The sequence below is a fragment of the Aliivibrio thorii genome, from assembly GCF_057368585.1.
Genome location: NZ_CM170654.1, coordinates 1,123,627 through 1,141,405, shown reverse-complemented (window position 1 = coordinate 1,141,405; position 17,779 = coordinate 1,123,627). Strand labels below are relative to the sequence as shown.

Sequence of the window (17,779 nt, the reverse complement as noted above, 5' to 3'; positions counted from 1 at the left end):
AGAATAAATGTGAAAATATCTGAATTAATTAAAAGCTTACAAGATATTCAAGCGACTCACGGCAATGAATTAGAAGTTGTGACTGGTGAAGAATGGTTTCCTGAACAACTATTAACCTCTAGTGTTAATCATAATATGGCGTTTTTACAATTTGATCGTATGCCCAGCGATATACCAGTAGAGATTGATGCTCGCGGTTTTCTAGAGCATGAAGAATTACTGATTAAAACACTGATTAATAATGTGATTTTTAGTGATCTAGAACCAGAAGCAATGGTTGAGAAACTAACATCAATGCTTATTTTTAGTCATAAAAACATCAGTTCAGATGTGATTGAGCATTTCAGCCAAACAGAAAAATAAAAAGTAGGCCAAGCAGCCTACTTTTATCTTATTAACGGTATTAGTTAAATGGATACCAAAATAATGATGTCTCTATAACCCGCTTGGTTATGGCCAAAATCACAATAATTAACAAACCTAACATCACTACCTTATCTGTTTTAGTTATTACTTTTTCACTAAACCAAGTTCGGCTTTTTCCTCTCCCAAAACCACGTAATACCATGGCATTGGATATTTCATCTGCTCTGTCTAAACTTGAAAAAATTAAGGGACCTAATATTTTCGCGATATTACTGATACGAGTAAATACAGGAACATTTTTAGATAAATCAACACCGCGAGCTTGCTGTGCGTGCATGATATTTATAAAGTCACTTTTAACTTCAGGTAAATATCGTAATGTTAAACTGACTGCATAAGCAATTTTGTAAGGTAAACCAAGGCGATTTAAACTTGCAGCAAATTCAGTTGGGTGTGTAGTAAACACAAATACAAGCGCAATGGGGAACATACTAAAATATTTAAGCGTTACTGTGATTAAATAAAATAATGTTTCTTGGGTAATAACATAATGCCCCAAAATAGGCACTAAAACCGTTGTTGACCCTAATAACTCATTCCCTTGATTTGGAGCCAGTAAAAACATAAATACTGCATTCATGCTTAATACCGTGGCAGTACCAATCAATAGTGGTTTATAAGCAGAAAAAGGGACTTTTGTCTCTTTTAATAAATACAGACCAATCAATATTAATGGAATAATAATTCGTAAATCGAACGTCGTTAATACTACGGTTATCCATGTGATAAACAGCAGAAACTTAGTCACACCATTTAAACGGTGTAGCCAAGTATCAAGATCCACATAGTTAATACCAAAACTTTGCTTATTAGTGGACATTCTGTTTGCTCTCATGCTCAGTAGCAATAAATTGCTGTATAAAACCGGTAATATTCTCTATTTCTAACTTCTCAGCTAATTCATACAAACTAGTTACCGTTAGATTTGCTTTATTAAGCAATTCAGGCTGACTAAACACTTCTGTTACATCTTGATCAGCAATACATTTACTGTCTGCAATAACAATAGCACGCGTCGTATGCTCTAAAACTAAATGCATATCATGAGAAATAATAATGACGGTCAAACCAAGCTTTTGATTTAACTGATTAATAAAGCTAAGCATTGAAGTATAATTTTTATAATCTTGACCTGCCGTTGGCTCATCAAGAATTAATAATTCAGGCTCAAGAACAAGAATAGAAGCAATAGTTACTCGCTTTTTCTGTCCGTAGCTTAATGCATCAATTGGCCAATGACGGAAACGACTTAAGCCACATAATTCAAGAGCATTAAGCACTTTCTTTTCGATATCGCTATCAGATAGTCCACTATTCACTAAACCAAATGCGACTTCATCATAAATCATGTGATGTGAAATCATATGGTTTGGGTTTTGTAAAACCACACCAACTTTCTGTGAACGCTCATAGATAGAAAGTTCTATCAGATCTTGACCATTTAAGAAAAGTGCTCCCTGATCTGGTTGTAATACCCCCATCACCAATTTCGTAATCGTAGATTTTCCAGAACCATTCTTACCAAGGATAGAAACAAACTCACCTTTCTTTACATTAAACGAAACATCTTCTAATGCGTTTATTTCCCCATCATAAGAATAAGTAAGGTTATCAACACGCAGCAGAATATCCTTATTTTCAGAAAAAGAGAGGGTTGCTTCCACATCACTAAACCAAGTACATACGGCTTGTTTTAGTGATTCAGCAGGGATTGATGCTAGATAACTAATATTAGGAATCAAAGCAAGGTCTAGTTGACATTTTTTTAATAAAGAAACGTATAAAGGCTCTCTGATCCCATGCTTTGCGAGCAATGAAGATTGAATTAACTCATCAGGAGTCATGTCCGCAATGATTTCGCCATTATCCATTAAAATAATACGGTCAACTGAGCAATAAAGAACATCTTCTAAACGATGCTCAATGATAACTATCGTTTTTCCCCTACCTTTATGCAGCTCATCAATGATATCAATCGTCGCTTTACCTGTTTTTGGGTCTAAGCTCGCTAACGGCTCATCAAAAAGAAGTAAATCAACATCATCAACTAAAATCCCCCCCAACGAAACACGTTGTTTTTGACCACCACTGAGGTCATAAGGTGATTTATTTAATAGATTTTCTAAATCGACTAGTTTTGCGATATCACGAACTATAGGATACATTTTTGCTTTTGATACCATTTGATTCTCAAGTGCAAAAGCAATGTCTTCACCCACAGTTAGTCCCACAAACTGGCTATCTGTGTCTTGTAAAACTGTACCTACATTCTCTGTGTATTGTTCAATTTTCCAGTCTGAAATCTCTTTGTCATTAATACAAAGTTGACCTTCAATTTCACCTTTTACCGTGTGGGGAATAAGGCCATTTAAACACTGACCTAATGTCGATTTTCCGCTGCCGCTAGGGCCAACGATTAAGATCTTTTCTCCTTGCTCTATCCTTAGATTGATATTTTTAAGCGTCGGTTTGTCCTGTGACGCATATCGAAAAGAGAAGTTTGAAAAGGTTACGCTCATTAATTATGGCGCCTCTGTTAGGTTTGTACTTTGTTTTTTACGCTTTGCTAAGTTGGTCAAAATTAAGTAACCCACAATAGCAATTAATACTGTGTTACCAGCAGCAATAATACAAAGTTGCATAAATACTTTACTGAAAGGTTCTGCGTACAAAATGGTATCTAAAAAAGCAGAAGTACCATAGCCAATAACATTACCTGCAAATGCCAATGCGACAAAGATAAGAAAATCTTTCTTATCAAAAGATCCAACTTCAATGCGATTTTTGATAATCATCGGAAATAAACCAATAATCATACCAACAATACCCGAACCTAGTACCCAAGTTAACCAAACACCCCATCCTGCAAATAAGTCCGTTACCCAATGGCCAATAAAACCAACTAAGAAACCAACAATAGGCCCATATAGTACAGAGAATAGCGCAAGCACAGCCATCGCTGGTTTTAATGTTGTATTAGCAAAAACAGGAATACCAAACATAGGTAAGCCACCAATGCCATATAGAGCGGCACCAATAGCAATAACAACAACAGTTTTAGCAGAAAGGTTCATAATGTTCGCCTTGAAGCAAAAATAATACATAAGAAGAAAGGCGCGCATTATACAGTAACTTAGTTGGTTTGGAAATGTTTACATCTAGACGGCTAATACTAATCAGGTCAAGTAATTACTTAAATAATCACATTAAGTAAATTGATTAAAATAAAGCACAAATTGAGTAAAAAATAAGTGATTATGACAATTTATAACGAAAGGCTGCTAATTTTAGTACTACTTACATTATAAGTATCAATTTACTTAAGTAAATTAAGATAAATATCATCGCTGGATAAAAGCAGTTAAATATTTTTAATAATCGAGTAGGGTGAGGCTTTTGCCTCATCCCTCTCACAGAACCGTACGTACGGACCTCGTATACGGCTCCTGCAATTTACTATTTCTTAATAAAAAGAAGCGAGTACACCTGTTTTAACTTCGTCTATTGAATACAAGCCTAGATTTTTGAACCACTGATTAGGCATCGCATAGCTTGCTAACGGACTCGCACTGTTTCGCCATGAGTCCATTTTTATGGACTTAAATGGCGGTTTGTACTTTAGTTGCTTAAGACGACGATGCAATCTGCACGGCTTCTTCCATAAACTCATTTGTACCGCTCGCAATCTCCGCCTTATCCAAGCCGCAAGGCTTTTCAGTGTGCTCGTAATATTGGCTATTTTGAAGTAGTTTACAAACCCTCTGAGCACTGGATTCAGTTGCTTTAGCACTCTCGCTAAATTCAATCCTCCATTACGCTTGGTGAGTTGCCTTACTTTCGCTTTTAATGTTTTGAGCTTCTTTTCTTGAATTGCCGTGTAATTTGTAAAAATTTCCACTCCCAAGAATTTAATACCTGTATCGCTATGTGCTATATGGGTTTTCCGCTCATTCACTTTAAGTTTTAGCGTTACTTCTAAAATATGGCTAGCTACTTTTAATGCATTCTCTGCACCCTTTTTCGAGGTGCAGAATATCAAAATGTCATCCGCGTATCGCACTATTCGATGCTTACGCCTCATCATTTCTTGATCGAATTCATCTAAGTAGATATTAGCAAGTAGTGGACTAATCACCCCACCTTGTGGACTGCCTATTACACTATTCTGCCAGTTTTCACCAACCATGACTCCACTTTTTAGAAATTGACGGATCAAGCCTAAGATACTGCCATCCACGATGCGCTTTCGCACGAACTTGATTATCAGATCGTGGTCAAGCATGTCAAAACATTTAGACAGATCCATATCAACAACATGCCGCTTATTATATTTACGTATAAAGAGTGTAGCTTTGCTGATGGCTTGATGACAGCTTCGCCCAACCCGATATCCATAACTGGATGGATGAAAGTTTGGGTCAAATATGGGAGTCATTATATTCGTTAAACATTGTTGAACAATTCGGTCTCGAACTGTGGGGATCCCCAATAACCTGATACCGCCATCGTCTTTGGCGATCTCAACTCGTTTTACGGGCCGCGCTTGATAGCGCTTTTCTTGTAGTTCAAGTAATAGTTTTCTGAGCTCTACTTCCAAATTTTGTGTGAAATCATCGATACGCTGCCCGTCAATACCAGCTGCGCCTCCATTCTTTCTCACTTGTTTGTATGCCACGTAAAGCGCTTGCAGTGATAGCATGCGCCCGTAAAGGCTATAGTGTACTCTCAAATTATTATCTCACATCACCTGCTGCTGACTTTATTTATGTTGGTTAGGTTTATTTCGTTGTCGCGTTAAGTTTTCTAGCAAGGCTACGCCCTTTTATTCGCAATATGCTTAACCGCCTCTATGCCTCTAGTAAAGAGAAACACTTACTCCCCGTGTCCAGTTCTATTCACAGCTTTAGTATCACCCTTAGCCATTAAAATAGAGACTTTACCTTATTTGGTAATTCGTGAACCCATCATAAATTACGTCACTTTAAGGTAATTTATAAATCACTTCCCCCCTTCGCAATCAATAAGTGCTTTTGGCTCAAATTGACTCTATCAGATATATTACTGATAGTCGGCTTGGTTTTGTCCTCCACACCATCACTGGCTTTCACAGGCCTAGCCTTACTCACTACTACGGGTTCATCTGCCACCTCACATCGGCATTAGATCTTGAGTTTCTTCTTGAATCTAAGCCACTTACTGACAATTAAGTTTAGATGCCAGGCTTCCCCAGTTATTGCACTGACTCCCTGTTAGATATGCCACCCTCAAGCACAGAATTGGTCTGACTAAGTATTGGGCTTCGCGCTATTTTGGACGCTTACCCACCAATCCCGCCGAAACAGGTTACGGTTAGTTGTGTACATCTAACTTCCTATGGCTTCCTTCAGACCTCACCGTTAGCCAGTGACGCCCTTGCCATTCAGATTGTCTTCCCCTTAGTCGGGGTGACTCTGCTATCTTGCAAGCAGACGGGTTTGCCAGCTTTGCTGGGCAAACAAAAAAGGCTCATCATTTCTGATAAGCCTTCTTAAAAGATGGTGCCCCGGGCCGGACTTGAACCAGCACAGCGCGAACGCCGAGGGATTTTAAATCCCTTGTGTCTACCAATTCCACCACCAGGGCACGCAATTTAATGCGATGCTTCTAACCATGTTCCCCATTAAATAGAGAGGCTGACACCATCTGTAATTACCGCCTAAGCCGTAATTTTTAATTCTTTACACATTTACTAAAGAGTAAATGGAGGCGCCTCCCGGAATCGAACCGAGGTTCACGGATTTGCAATCCGCTGCATAGCCACTCTGCCAAGGCGCCAGTTTTACTTATTTTATTAATCCAACATTAATCTGCTGAATAAATAGATGGTGCCCCGGGCCGGACTTGAACCGGCACAGCGCGAACGCCGAGGGATTTTAAATCCCTTGTGTCTACCAATTCCACCACCAGGGCACGCAATTTAATGCGATGCTTCTAACCATGTTCCCCATTAAATAGAGAGGCTGACACCATCTGTAATTACCGCCTAGGCCGTAATTTTTAATTCTGTTTATAATAAGGAAATGGAGGCGCCTCCCGGAATCGAACCGAGGTTCACGGATTTGCAATCCGCTGCATAGCCACTCTGCCAAGGCGCCATCTCTCTTACGGGGCTTAATGTAACTGATTTAAAAAAAGTGTCAAATAAAAAATTGTATTTAACACTTCGTTTGTAGACTTTATCGCCAATACACAGAAAATTTAGTTAAGATGTTGAAAAAACGGTCTATTTCTGACGCCAAACTTTAATTTCTGATTGTGGTTTACCTTGTTCTTTACGATCATTTCGTCGCTTAGGTGTCGATTTTCCGAAACGCTCTTCTTTCGCTTTTTCACGACGCTTTTCATTAAAGCTATTATTTGAGTGGTGATTACGGCCTGAGCTCGCTTTTTTAATCACTCTTACTTTTCCATCAATTTCTTGAACTTTACGTGATGCTTCTTCTGTTTTGCTTGATGTGCCAATCATATTGTTAATTTGATCCATTTCTGAATCAGTTAAATAACGCCATTCTCCAGATTGCAACTCACCTAAATCAATATTCATAATTCGAACGCGCTTTAATTTAAATACTTCATAATCTAAATATTCACACATACGACGAATTTGGCGGTTTAATCCTTGAGTTAACGTAATTCGGAATACAAAACGAGATTCTTTCTCTATCTTACAAGGCAAAGTCACGGTATCTAGAATAGGTACACCTGCAGCCATTTTTGTTAAGAAGTTATCTGTAATGGGTTTATCAACTCGAACTACGTATTCTTTTTCATGGGCATTACCTGCACGCAAGATCTTATTAACGATGTCGCCATCACTGGTCAAAAAGATTAAGCCATCCGAAGGTTTATCTAATCGTCCAATAGGAAAAATACGTTGTTCATGATTAATATAATCAACAATATTACCTTCAACATGACGCTCAGTCGTACACGTGATCCCTACTGGCTTATTGAATGCAATATAAATGCGATCTTGCTTCTCTTTTAATGGCTTTCCATCCACCAGAACTTCATCACCTTCTGCAACTTTAGTTCCCATTTCAGGAACCTTGCCATTAATAGTAATACGTTGTTGATCAATAAGCTTATCTGCTTCTCTACGTGAGCAATAACCCGTATCACTAATGAATTTATTTAAACGGGTTAATTTAGGTTCTGGTGATGTCATGATGTACCTCTAAAAAGTGAACAGCCGCAGTGTATCAGAAACGGATAAATATCCAATAAAAAAGCACCTTAAACCAATGCCTAAGGTGCTCTATACTTATTAGCAGTTAACGGCGTTTATTTAATGTCAGTCGTTGCAGTAACTTCAGCTATTGGTGTTGTTGCTTCTGTTATTGGCTTTATTTCTGTTGGAATATCGACAATTTCAGTACTCTCTGTTTTAGCAGAAGTCGCCTCTACAGTCGGTGCATTTTGAGCTAATTCTGAAGATTCAGGTAAGGTTACCGTTTCTTCTTGTTTTACAGAATTACTCTGTACTTTCTCTTCTGTCGTTGCTGAATTATCTGTTTTTGCAATTTCTTCTTTTTCTTTATAAGATCCAATGACTGTATTTAAGTTATTAATCAAATTATCATTTCTTTCAAGTTGTTGAGTTAAAACTAGCACTTGCTTTTGAACGCCTGCATGGCTTTCTGTTTGGCTTTCAATAGTGGCCTCTAAGGTTTTAATTTGAGCATTCAGCTCTTTAATCTTAACCTCTAAATCAATCGTATTATTAACATCATGCATTTGTTGAACAGCATCTAAAATCGAAGATGTTTGCGTTCTTAATGGCTGATCACGGTAATCATCACCATTAATTGCTTGCGAAATAGATAATAATTTATTTTCTACTTCCAAAACAGATTGTTCAAATTGACCATTTTTAACCGCTTTTAGCAATTTAACTTCTGCAGCCATATTTTTAAGGTGATCAAGTTGGAATCGAGTTTTAGCAATCGCATCAACAATTAATGCTTGATCACGATTATTTGCTTGAACCGCTTTTTTCGTTTTGTCTAATTCTGCTTTAGTTTGGCCATAACTAATTGGTGCAATGGCTTTAAAACCTTTATTCGTTAACCCAGAAAATTCTTTCTCTAATGGTGTAACGTATATTTTTAGTGTGGTTTTGATTTCAGTTACTTTAGCTTTGGTTAAAAAAGACGCTTGGTTGGTTTGCGCTTCTGCAATACCATCTTCAATTACAGATACGAATAGTGCTTTGTATTGAGAATTTAAACTTGAAAACTCTTGTGGATAATACGCATTAACATCAATTGAATTCATGTATGCCATTTGTGCAATTGCATCAGACAACACAACATCTGCTGTTTCTTTATAATTTTTAAGTTTTTTTAGTTCATTATCCGCAGCAGAAACCAACTCCATATATTTCGCTGAATAGCTTCCAGAAGAGAACATTGAATATTCTTCATTCATCAGACTTGGTTCTTTTTCTATTTCAGAATAGGCCTCTTTCGCTTCGCTCCAATCTTCCATCATTGCAGTGTAAGACGTCGCAGAATAAATCTTAAAATCTGCTATAGAATCGAAGGTTACCTTATCTAATAAATACTGCTTTTGAAGTGCATCGAAAGTTGATATTGAAGATACTGCTGAATTCGTTTCTGTCGCCGTAGCTACAGATGCATTATCTGTACTTTGACAACCTGAGATACCAGCTAACGCAGAGGCAACCATTGCCATTTTAAGAAATTGTTTCATTTACAACCTATAATAATTTTATTTTTGAATAGACAAGTGCGAGCACTCCTACTTATTATTTTATTATAAAAAACAATTAAAATCACAATTTCTTATGAATGAGTCACAGTTTATATTGACAGCTATATAAATAAAAAACCACTCAAATATGAGTAATGCCGATCAGTTAAGAAATTTTCCAGATCATTTGACTGATCGTTAAAAACCTTCAAAATCCGATATTGGGTAACCAATATCGGATTTTTTATGCAACTAACTAAAGCTCTAACACTGGCTAATGATTTCGTCCCTGATTCTGATTCTCTCGGAAAACTCAGTGATATATTACCTCCTGAATTTATTAATCAATGTTTAGAAGAGGCTGGGATAGCTACGATCCGTAAGCGCCGATTACCATTAGATATGATGATTTGGGTTGTGTTAGGCATGGCTTTCTATCGAGATGAGTCAGTCTGGGACATTACCAGTAATATGCAGCTTATGCTGCCAGGAAAGCGGCCACTAGTGGCTCCGAGTGCAGTAGTTCAAGCGAGACAAAGACTTGGAAGCGAAGCAGTAAGACATATTTTCACATCAACAGCTGAAATCTGGAATACCGAAGCAAACCATCCAACATGGAACGGTTTACAATTATTAGGTGTTGATGGCGTAGTTTGGCGAGCGCCTGACACAAAAGAAAACCTTCAAGTATTTGAACCTAAAAGTAATCAGCATGGCGAAACCTGCTACCCTCAAATCAGAATGGTATGCCAAATGGAACTCACTAGCCATTTATTGATCAATAGTGCTTTTGATAGCACAAAAGTCAGTGAAATGGTTTTAGCTGAACAACTTATCTCATCCACTCCAGATAACTCTATAACTTTGTTTGATAAAGGATTTTATTCCCTTGGCTTACTTCATAAATGGTCTACAACAGGATCGGAACGTCATTGGTTGCTTCCTGTGAAGAAAGGAACAATATATGAGGAAGTACGAACTTTAGGTCGACAAGATAAATTAGTGCGTTTAAAAACATCGCCACAAGCTAGAAAGAAGTTCCTTGATCTGCCGGAATATATTGAAGCTCGGTTAGTGAGTAAAAAAGTGAAAGGAAAAGAGACTCAAATTTTAACTTCAATGGTTGATCCAATGCGTTTTCCATCGTCTGAAATGGTAGAGCTGTACAGTGAGCGTTGGGAGATAGAAGTCGGTTATAGAGAAATGAAACAGACGCTTCTAAATAGTGAGCATCACCTTCGAAGTAAAAAGCCTGAGATGATTAGACAAGAATTATGGGGGATATTACTTGGTTATAACTTACTTAGATATCAAATGGTTAAGATGTCACATACGGTGAAGGGGCTTCACGCAAACCAATTAAGTTTCACATCATGCTCGCTGGCAATCATAAATATGTTGTACACAATGTCACTAAATAGTGCAGGTAATATCCCGAAGACTATCGCCTCTTTACAGGCAAATACCGCTCACTACATTTTACCGCCAAAGAGAGAAGATAGGCGCTATCCAAGGAGAGTTCGAGCTAAAGCCGTGAAGTACCCTTGCTGGAAAAAGAAAAAAGCCAGTCAGCTTAACTGACTGGCATTACTCAAATATGAGTGGTTCAATTTAAATCTTTTAACGATAATTAATAACTATCAATCACCAGCGAACATGTAACCTTCACCGTGTACGGTAACAAAGATCTGTGGGTTTTTAGGGTCCACTTCCATTTTTGCGCGCATTCTTCGAATCAATACATCAATCGTTCTATCATTTGGTGCATCTACACGGTGGCTAATCATATTTAAAATACGTTCACGCGAAAGAACCGTATTTGGGTACGAAGATAACGCCACCAACAGTTCATATTCAGCTTTAGTTAATTTAACTGGTTCGCCATTATTTGATAATGCACGGCGCTGAATATCAAATGTCCATTCACCAAAACGAACTACATTTGACTCATCCAATTCAACTGGCTCATTAACTAAAGACATACGCCAAAACAAGTTCTTAACTCGAACCAATAATTCACGTAGCTCTACAGGTTTAGTGACATAGTCATCTGCACCCATTTCTAAACCGACAATTCGGTCAATACTATCTGTTCGTCCTGTAACGAGAATAATACCAATATTAGATTGACTGCGCAGTTCGCGAGCCAATAATAAACCATCCTCTCCTGGTAGGTTTATATCAAGCATAATTAAATCAACTTTTTGTTCAGCCAAAATAGTTCGCATTTCTGCCCCTGTTTCAGCCTCGCTCACTTGATATCCCTCGGCTTCAAAGTAGCCTACAAGCTTAGAGCGAGTTACCACTTCGTCTTCAACAACTAAAATGTGATAGCTCATAATATTCTCTTTTAATGGTTATTTGGATAGTTCTTATCTTATTCTATTCATATTTTGTAATAATGCCAATTCTCAATTGATATTTCTGTATTTTAATTGATTCAAAACAATTATTAATAAAAATCGAAATTTAATCTTTACACATATCTTTATACACCCTGTTAATGATAGGTGCTATTCCTTTTCATACTTATCCAGTACAATTCTTAAATAAATTTCTTGGAGCAAAGAGACATGAACGAATTAACTGCATTTAACGAACAACGCGCTGAAATTTACTGGTGGTTGTCGAACTTATTAGCGAATGAACTAACAGAAGAACAATTAGAACAATATAACAGTTTTGAAGTTCGTACTTTCCTGTCTGATTTAGGGAAGACGCCAGAATTAGCGTCATCGGTAAATGAATTGGTTGAAAAGTTAAATAAACTTCAAGCTCGCGACGATGCACAGCTTGAATTATCAGCTGATTTTTGCCAAGCATTTTTAGGTTCTGACAAAAACAGTGCTCTACCTTATGCATCAATCTATTTAGATAAATCAGGCCTTCTTAATGCAAAACCTGCTCAAGATATGCGTGAATTACTAGAAAAGTACAAGATTGCTCAAAAAGCAGAATTCAATGAACCCGCAGACCATATAGCTATTGAACTAGATTTCCTTGGGAATTTAATCCTAATGACAAATCAGCAAACTTCTGAAGAAGACTTTGAAGCTTATATGAGTGCGCAACTTTCTTTTATTAATAAACAGCTATTATCTTGGACTCCAAAATTTAACCATATTTGTAAGGAGAGAGATGAATTCGGCTTTTATGCTGCAGTAACGACTTTCCTTGTAACCTTTCTACAACTTGATGTTACTTTCCTTACAGGTGAGTAATTTATAGTTTATATATTGGTACAATATTTTTACAGGTGTGTGATATAAATCAAATCATTAACAAAATTAATTAAATCACTAATTGTTTGCACTATGCTTTACCTATAAAATGTGAGCGCAAACGATAAAATTTGATCATTAAATGAAAACCGCATTTTTGGCGGTTTTTTTCATTTATAACCAGGGCCTATTTATCTTCCATCATATCTACATAATGTAATATCAATTTTGTTGGAACATAAATAGCCCCTTATTTTACCCATTAAGGCTTTTATATGGCTACTATTAAAGATGTTGCAAAACTTGCAGCTGTTTCTACTACCACTGTCTCTCATGTAATTAATAAAACTCGTTTTGTTGCCGAAGCAACTCAAAAACGTGTATGGGAAGCGGTTGAAGAACTAAACTACGCACCTAGTGCCGTTGCTCGCAGTTTAAAATGCAATACAACACGTACGATTGGTATGTTAGTAACACAATCTTTCAACCCATTTTTTGCAGAGGTTATGCATGGTGTTGAGAATTACTGTTACAAACAAGGTTACACTTTATTTATGTGTAATACTGAAGGCGATTTAGATAAGCAAAAACATTATCTTCGCATGCTTTCAGAAAAACGTGTTGATGGCCTATTAGTCATGTGTTCAGACCTTAATGAACAACTATTAGCGCTGCTTGAAAAAAACACTGAGCTACCAATGGTTATTATGGATTGGGGCCCAGATAGCCCACGTACAGATAAAATCATTGATAATTCAGAAAAAGGCGGTTACTTAGCAACAAAACATTTAATTGAAAACGGCCATGAAAAAATCGCTTGTATTACAGGTCAGTTAGATAAATTAACGTGTAAAGAGCGTGTTCGTGGGTTCGAACGAGCTTTAGCTGAATCAAACTTAAGCGCTAACCCTGACTGGATTTTGGAAGGCGACTTCGAGTGTGCTTCAGCATCAAAAGCTGTAGATAAAGTACTAGCAATGACAGAGCGTCCAACAGCACTATTTTGCTTTAACGATATTATGGCACTGGCGGCAATAAGTAAAATTCAACAAGCGGGCTTAAAAGTACCTGAAGACATCTCAGTTATTGGTTACGACAATATTGAATTATCGGCGTATTTCTCTCCACCCCTGACAACTATTCACCAACCTAAACGTCGTGTTGGTAAAACAGCGGTAGAGATTTTATTAGAGCGCATTAAAGATAAGCACCATGAGCGTCGCATTTTTGAAATGCAGCCTGAAGTTGTCTCTCGTAGCAGCGTATCAAATAGAATCAAATAGCGCTTATTTACTTATTAAAATACGAGTTGGTTCAATTTACACTTAAAATTTGAACCGACTTAACAAAAATAAATGATCATTTTTTGAAGCAACATCACACTACGCTCAATTGTGCAACAACTCTTACTATAAATTGCTATATTATCAGCAAAGTCACGAACAGGGCAAACTGTACGAAAGTACAGGACGCAAAGCTTCCGGCCTACGTATTTATATATAAGGTAGCGGGGTTGCCGACAGTAAGTATTCTCTCAAGTATTGTTAATTTTTACTTTAAAATAACAATACCTTACTTTGAACTTGCTACCATTTCCTCGGGCTCAGTTGTTTAGTGACATAGACTTACTAACCGAGAATTATTGCAATGGATAAACCAGTACTAAAAGAATCACTTCATTTACTTTCATCTTTAGGTAAGATCACTTCACGCTCAATGTTTGGTGGTTTTGGCATTTTTATTGATGGCACTATGTTCGCTCTTGTTGTTCAAGATAAACTTCATTTAAGAGCTAGTGATGAGACTATCAATTTATTTAAAGAGCAAGGGTTTGAACCATACGTTTATAAAAAGCGTGGTTTTCCTGTTGTAACTAAATACTTTGCAATTTCAGCTGAATGTTGGGAAGAGCCAGACTCAATCTTAATTCAAGCTGTCATAGCTTTAGATGTCGCTAAAAAAGATAAAAAGAAACAGCAAACAGCCGGACCTTCTCGTATCAAAGATTTACCAAATCTAAGATTAGCGACAGAAAGAATGCTTAAAAAAGCAGGCATTAATACTGTTGAAGAGTTGCGCACCACTGGAGCTGTTAATGCTTATAAAGCAATTCAACAGACACATTCAAACAGTGTGAGTGATGAATTACTTTGGTCGCTTGAAGGAGCGATTAAAGGAACTCATTGGTCTGTTGTTTCAGCAGAAACACGAAGTGAATTAAGAAAGCAATTATAAACTAAGTGTTAATCTATACGTCTTAATCTTATGCTCTATCAAAGAGATTAAGGCGTTAACCCTCCCTAAACCAAGCTCCCCCCCCTTAAAACTAAATAAAGCGACAAGCCTTCACACTTTAACTCTCCTTTGTAACAATATCTGTTACTTTATATAACTATCAGTTATGCTACGTCTTCATATATAGAACATAAAACTGTTAAATGGCGTGCGTTTTATAAGGCGGTGTTAATGAGTAAAAATACAATCAGCAAAAAGTGGCTTTATTTACCTATAATATCAATGGTATTTACAATATCTATTGGCTTATTTGTGTTTAATTCAACACTCTCAAATTGGCTTGAGCACAAAGTTGAAGGTAGTCTATCTGAAGAAGCCTCTCGTATTATAAAAGACATCAATGACGACCAAGTTTCCTTTTCTGATTTAAAAGCATTGGATGTATACATAAAAACAAAACTAGTTATTGCCAAAGAAGACCATATTACTCTGATAAAATCAGACGGCACGCCAATTGCTGATAGTGATATTTCTTTAAACGCCGTCTTACAGCTTGAAAACCATTTAAACCGAGAAGAAGTGAATAACGCTAAAGATATTGGCTATGGCACTGCTACCCGCTTCAGTACTTCTCGCTTTAAAAACTTACTCTACTCTGCACAATCATTTGAATACCAAGGTCAAACATATATTCTTAGAACGGCAACGCCACTAACTCGTATCGATGCCATGGTAGAAGAATTGATGAACATCCTAATTATTTTAATGGGGATTAACATTGTACTTGTCATTGGCTCATCTCTACTCAGTAATAAGCTTATTCAACAGCAAGTAAAAAATGAGCAAGATCTACAAGAAGAGCGTATAGAACAACGTACTCAAGAAATTGAGCTATTACACCGTCTTGCAAATATGCTTGCGGCTTGTAACTCAATCAATGAAGCTCAAATGGTCGTTGAAGATATCCTTCCTAGGATTTTAGGGGATGTAAATGGCGTCGTATCTCTAATGCGTTCATCTAGGAATCAACTACTAGTAAAACTCGATTGGGGCGGAGCTTGGCCAGGCAATAAAACTTACGCACCTGAAGAATGCTGGGCATTACGAAAAGGTAAATTTCATCTCGCTAATGATAAATATACCACCCTGCCATGTTCCCATATGTCTGCGACCGGAACAGACCAAACACTATGCATCCCATTGACCGCACATGGCAACACCATTGGTATGATGCATATCTACCTTGGTGATAAAGAACATTTAGACAAGAGCGTTCAAAAACTTGCTTTCACGGTTGCTGAGCATCTTGGTTTGGCACTCGCGAACTTAAATTTACAAGAGAAATTGAGAGAGCAAGCCATAAGCGATCCTTTAACTGGTTTATACAACCGTCGTTACTACGAAGAAACCATTAACCAAGAAATAATGCGAGCTCACCGACACAAACAAGAAATGTCGATTCTTATGTTAGATCTTGACCACTTTAAACGCTTTAATGATAACTATGGGCATGATGCTGGTGATTATGTATTAAAAACCATCGGTTCATTATTACTTAATACTATGCGTGGAGAAGATACAATTTGTCGCCTTGGCGGAGAAGAACTAGCGATTATTTTACCAAATACAGGTGCTGAAGGTGCATTACATGCAGCAAAGTCTTTATGTGAAGCCGTTAGCGATCTTCATTTGGCAATTAAAGAATTGTCATTAGGTAAATTGAGTGTTTCTATTGGTATCGCAACTTACCCTAAAAATGGGCTTCAATCTGATGATTTAACTAAGCTCGCAGATATTGCACTTTATGAAGCAAAAGGCCGAGGACGGGATCAAGCTTGTCATTATGATGAGCTGATCCAGCCTTCAGAATATCCAGAGCCCATTGAAGTAGAAGAAAAAGCAAAAACCAGTGACGAAAATACGATTAACTCTTAGTTTCTCTAAAAATGATGGGCCTAATCCACAGGCTCATCATCTACTTGCATCATAAAATCAGTTACCCAGCCAATCAGTAGGATCATTAACCAAGAAACCATAATCGAAGTCGGGACTTCAAATTTAGGCGATATAATTAATGTACTAAATCCTATAACAGGTAAAAGCCAAGACATCATCGGCAACCAATCTTTATATTTTGAACGCCCTACACTCTGTAAACATACAATAAGTCCTGTAATAGATAATGCGACAAGCGCAGCATGCTGTAAGCCCCCAATCCATAGTGGGATAACTAAAACTAATGGCCACCATGCATTACTATTTACAGGTTTCCAACTTCTTACCGCCACCCACACAAGTACAACACTGATTATCTGGATTAACGTCGAATAGGCGCTCCCTGCTAATTTCCCTTCATATTGTAATGCCATTATTCCGGCTTCCATGGCTATAACAACAGACACAATAAAAACCACTAAATGAACACTTTTACGTCGAGAAAATATCACCATAAGTAATGGAAATAGAGTCCAAACTGCGATAGATAGCGATAGCGGCTGAGAAGAGTTTAACGTTAAACCAAACAATGACATTCCTACGAGTAATATCCAAGTAGCGACACCACCTTGAGGAATAAGCCAAAGCATCGGAATAGCCAAAGCAAGTAAAGGAAGTTGCCCACCACTAACCCCAAATGCTAATACACCAACAACAACGAGAACAAAACTTAATAATATAGATAACACAGCTAATAACATCACCTTCCCTCCTTGGTACAGAGTTGTTTACTTTGTTACTATTTCAGTTTAGCGGTAATAACTCGCTTTATCACTGACCTATCTCTCTTTTCTAAAATAAGGCCGTTAATTCAATGAATGAATTTATCCAGAGTATCTATACAAATTTACGCTTCGTCCCAAAGGGGAGAGTAATTACCTATGGGCAACTTGCTAAACTGGCAGGGTTCCCTAACCACTCTCGTCATGTAGGAAAAACATTGGCTAAATTACCTAAAGACAGCACATTGCCTTGGCATCGAGTGGTTAATTCTCAAGGAAAGGTTTCATTGCAAGGTGAGCAATTTAAAGAACAAAAAGGGAAGCTCGAAGAGGAAGGTATTATCGTTCGTGAAGATGGGAAAATTTTACATTTTAAAAAAGTAGTCATGCCTTAAAGCACAACTACTTATTTATAAAAGGTTAATC

General features: G+C 37.3%; 15 protein-coding genes, 4 tRNA genes and 1 riboswitch. Of the genes, 7 read left to right on the top strand and 12 right to left on the bottom strand.

Annotated elements, in window-relative coordinates; all coding sequences use genetic code 11:
- Positions 1–9: 9 nt before the first annotated feature.
- Positions 10–363, top strand: coding sequence for a VC1380 family protein (locus AC2IP4_RS05230; protein ID WP_375322643.1), 354 nt, complete (start codon positions 10–12; stop codon positions 361–363).
- Between the two features lie 40 nt (positions 364–403).
- Here the strand turns inward: AC2IP4_RS05230 and AC2IP4_RS05225 are convergent, their stop codons facing one another.
- From AC2IP4_RS05225 to AC2IP4_RS05180, 10 genes are all read right to left on the bottom strand, one after another.
- Entirely contained in the window at positions 404–1,246 is an 843-nt protein-coding gene (locus tag AC2IP4_RS05225) for an energy-coupling factor transporter transmembrane component T family protein (protein ID WP_105054977.1), read from the bottom strand.
- Entirely contained in the window at positions 1,236–2,945 is a 1,710-nt protein-coding gene (locus AC2IP4_RS05220; RefSeq protein ID WP_486306568.1) for an ABC transporter ATP-binding protein, read from the bottom strand. Before AC2IP4_RS05220 ends, AC2IP4_RS05225 begins: the two co-directional genes overlap by 11 nt.
- Before the next feature lie 3 nt (positions 2,946–2,948).
- Positions 2,949–3,500, bottom strand: coding sequence for an ECF-type riboflavin transporter substrate-binding protein (locus AC2IP4_RS05215; protein ID WP_375322645.1), 552 nt, complete (start codon positions 3,498–3,500; stop codon positions 2,949–2,951).
- A 389-nt stretch (positions 3,501–3,889) separates the two neighbouring features.
- Positions 3,890–5,125 (bottom strand): group II intron reverse transcriptase/maturase, encoded by a 1,236-nt coding sequence (ltrA, locus tag AC2IP4_RS05210; RefSeq protein ID WP_375321735.1) that lies wholly within the window; start codon positions 5,123–5,125, stop codon positions 3,890–3,892.
- Positions 5,126–5,961: 836 nt separating this feature from the next.
- Positions 5,962–6,048, bottom strand: a tRNA-Leu gene (locus tag AC2IP4_RS05205).
- 118 nt (positions 6,049–6,166) lie between these two features.
- Positions 6,167–6,240 (bottom strand) — tRNA-Cys (locus AC2IP4_RS05200).
- 48 nt (positions 6,241–6,288) lie between these two features.
- Positions 6,289–6,375: transfer RNA gene (locus AC2IP4_RS05195), tRNA-Leu, on the bottom strand.
- Positions 6,376–6,486: 111 nt separating this feature from the next.
- Positions 6,487–6,560 (bottom strand) — tRNA-Cys (locus AC2IP4_RS05190).
- Between the two features lie 128 nt (positions 6,561–6,688).
- The gene (gene rluF / locus AC2IP4_RS05185) at positions 6,689–7,633 is read right to left on the bottom strand and encodes a 23S rRNA pseudouridine(2604) synthase RluF (RefSeq protein ID WP_486310628.1); all 945 of its coding nucleotides are present in this window, start codon (positions 7,631–7,633) and stop codon (positions 6,689–6,691) included.
- A gap of 116 nt (positions 7,634–7,749) precedes the next feature.
- Complete coding sequence (locus AC2IP4_RS05180) at positions 7,750–9,180, bottom strand: hypothetical protein (RefSeq protein ID WP_486310627.1); 1,431 nt, start codon at positions 9,178–9,180, stop codon at positions 7,750–7,752.
- Between the two features lie 246 nt (positions 9,181–9,426).
- Here AC2IP4_RS05180 and AC2IP4_RS05175 point away from each other — a divergent pair, with 246 nt between their 5' ends.
- Positions 9,427–10,761 carry an IS4 family transposase gene (locus AC2IP4_RS05175; protein WP_375320795.1) on the top strand — a complete coding sequence of 445 codons (1,335 nt, stop codon included), beginning with the start codon at positions 9,427–9,429 and terminating at the stop codon, positions 10,759–10,761.
- A gap of 59 nt (positions 10,762–10,820) precedes the next feature.
- On the opposite strand, the gene torR is transcribed toward AC2IP4_RS05175, so the two are convergent.
- Positions 10,821–11,519, bottom strand: a complete 699-nt coding sequence (gene torR / locus AC2IP4_RS05170; RefSeq protein WP_105054981.1) for a two-component system response regulator TorR — start codon at positions 11,517–11,519, stop codon at positions 10,821–10,823.
- A gap of 234 nt (positions 11,520–11,753) precedes the next feature.
- On the opposite strand from torR, the gene torD reads away from it, so the two are divergent.
- The 4 genes from torD (at position 11,754) to AC2IP4_RS05150 (ending at position 16,571) form a co-directional block, all read left to right on the top strand.
- Positions 11,754–12,401: a molecular chaperone TorD gene (torD, locus tag AC2IP4_RS05165; RefSeq protein ID WP_486310626.1), complete on the top strand. Its 648-nt coding sequence runs from the start codon at positions 11,754–11,756 to the stop codon at positions 12,399–12,401.
- Positions 12,402–12,676: 275 nt separating this feature from the next.
- Complete coding sequence (purR, locus tag AC2IP4_RS05160; RefSeq protein ID WP_375322649.1) at positions 12,677–13,684, top strand: HTH-type transcriptional repressor PurR; 1,008 nt, start codon at positions 12,677–12,679, stop codon at positions 13,682–13,684.
- 153 nt (positions 13,685–13,837) lie between these two features.
- A riboswitch (cyclic di-GMP riboswitch) is annotated at positions 13,838–13,922 on the top strand.
- A 126-nt stretch (positions 13,923–14,048) separates the two neighbouring features.
- The gene (locus AC2IP4_RS05155; RefSeq protein WP_375322650.1) at positions 14,049–14,636 is read left to right on the top strand and encodes a TfoX/Sxy family DNA transformation protein; all 588 of its coding nucleotides are present in this window, start codon (positions 14,049–14,051) and stop codon (positions 14,634–14,636) included.
- Positions 14,637–14,867: 231 nt separating this feature from the next.
- Positions 14,868–16,571, top strand: coding sequence for a sensor domain-containing diguanylate cyclase (locus AC2IP4_RS05150; protein ID WP_375322651.1), 1,704 nt, complete (start codon positions 14,868–14,870; stop codon positions 16,569–16,571).
- 20 nt (positions 16,572–16,591) lie between these two features.
- Here AC2IP4_RS05150 and AC2IP4_RS05145 read toward each other — a convergent pair whose 3' ends face one another.
- A complete protein-coding gene (locus AC2IP4_RS05145) occupies positions 16,592–17,332 on the bottom strand; it encodes a VP0952 family biofilm-associated protein (protein WP_375322803.1) in 741 nt (246 codons plus the stop codon).
- Between the two features lie 113 nt (positions 17,333–17,445).
- On the opposite strand from AC2IP4_RS05145, the gene AC2IP4_RS05140 reads away from it, so the two are divergent.
- Positions 17,446–17,748: an MGMT family protein gene (locus AC2IP4_RS05140; RefSeq protein ID WP_375322652.1), complete on the top strand. Its 303-nt coding sequence runs from the start codon at positions 17,446–17,448 to the stop codon at positions 17,746–17,748.
- Positions 17,749–17,779 lie beyond the last annotated feature (31 nt).

Coding starts and splice junctions, on each gene's coding strand:
- AC2IP4_RS05225 (WP_105054977.1), bottom strand. CDS start 1,246: ATGTCCACTAATAAGCAAAGTTTTGGTATTAACTATGTGGATCTTGAT.
- AC2IP4_RS05220 (WP_486306568.1), bottom strand. CDS start 2,945: ATGAGCGTAACCTTTTCAAACTTCTCTTTTCGATATGCGTCACAGGAC.
- AC2IP4_RS05215 (WP_375322645.1), bottom strand. CDS start 3,500: ATGAACCTTTCTGCTAAAACTGTTGTTGTTATTGCTATTGGTGCCGCT.
- ltrA (WP_375321735.1), bottom strand. CDS start 5,125: ATGCTATCACTGCAAGCGCTTTACGTGGCATACAAACAAGTGAGAAAG.
- rluF (WP_486310628.1), bottom strand. CDS start 7,633: ATGACATCACCAGAACCTAAATTAACCCGTTTAAATAAATTCATTAGT.
- AC2IP4_RS05180 (WP_486310627.1), bottom strand. CDS start 9,180: ATGAAACAATTTCTTAAAATGGCAATGGTTGCCTCTGCGTTAGCTGGT.
- AC2IP4_RS05175 (WP_375320795.1), top strand. CDS start 9,427: ATGCAACTAACTAAAGCTCTAACACTGGCTAATGATTTCGTCCCTGAT.
- torR (WP_105054981.1), bottom strand. CDS start 11,519: ATGAGCTATCACATTTTAGTTGTTGAAGACGAAGTGGTAACTCGCTCT.
- torD (WP_486310626.1), top strand. CDS start 11,754: ATGAACGAATTAACTGCATTTAACGAACAACGCGCTGAAATTTACTGG.
- purR (WP_375322649.1), top strand. CDS start 12,677: ATGGCTACTATTAAAGATGTTGCAAAACTTGCAGCTGTTTCTACTACC.
- AC2IP4_RS05155 (WP_375322650.1), top strand. CDS start 14,049: ATGGATAAACCAGTACTAAAAGAATCACTTCATTTACTTTCATCTTTA.
- AC2IP4_RS05150 (WP_375322651.1), top strand. CDS start 14,868: ATGAGTAAAAATACAATCAGCAAAAAGTGGCTTTATTTACCTATAATA.
- AC2IP4_RS05145 (WP_375322803.1), bottom strand. CDS start 17,332: ATGTTATTAGCTGTGTTATCTATATTATTAAGTTTTGTTCTCGTTGTT.
- AC2IP4_RS05140 (WP_375322652.1), top strand. CDS start 17,446: ATGAATGAATTTATCCAGAGTATCTATACAAATTTACGCTTCGTCCCA.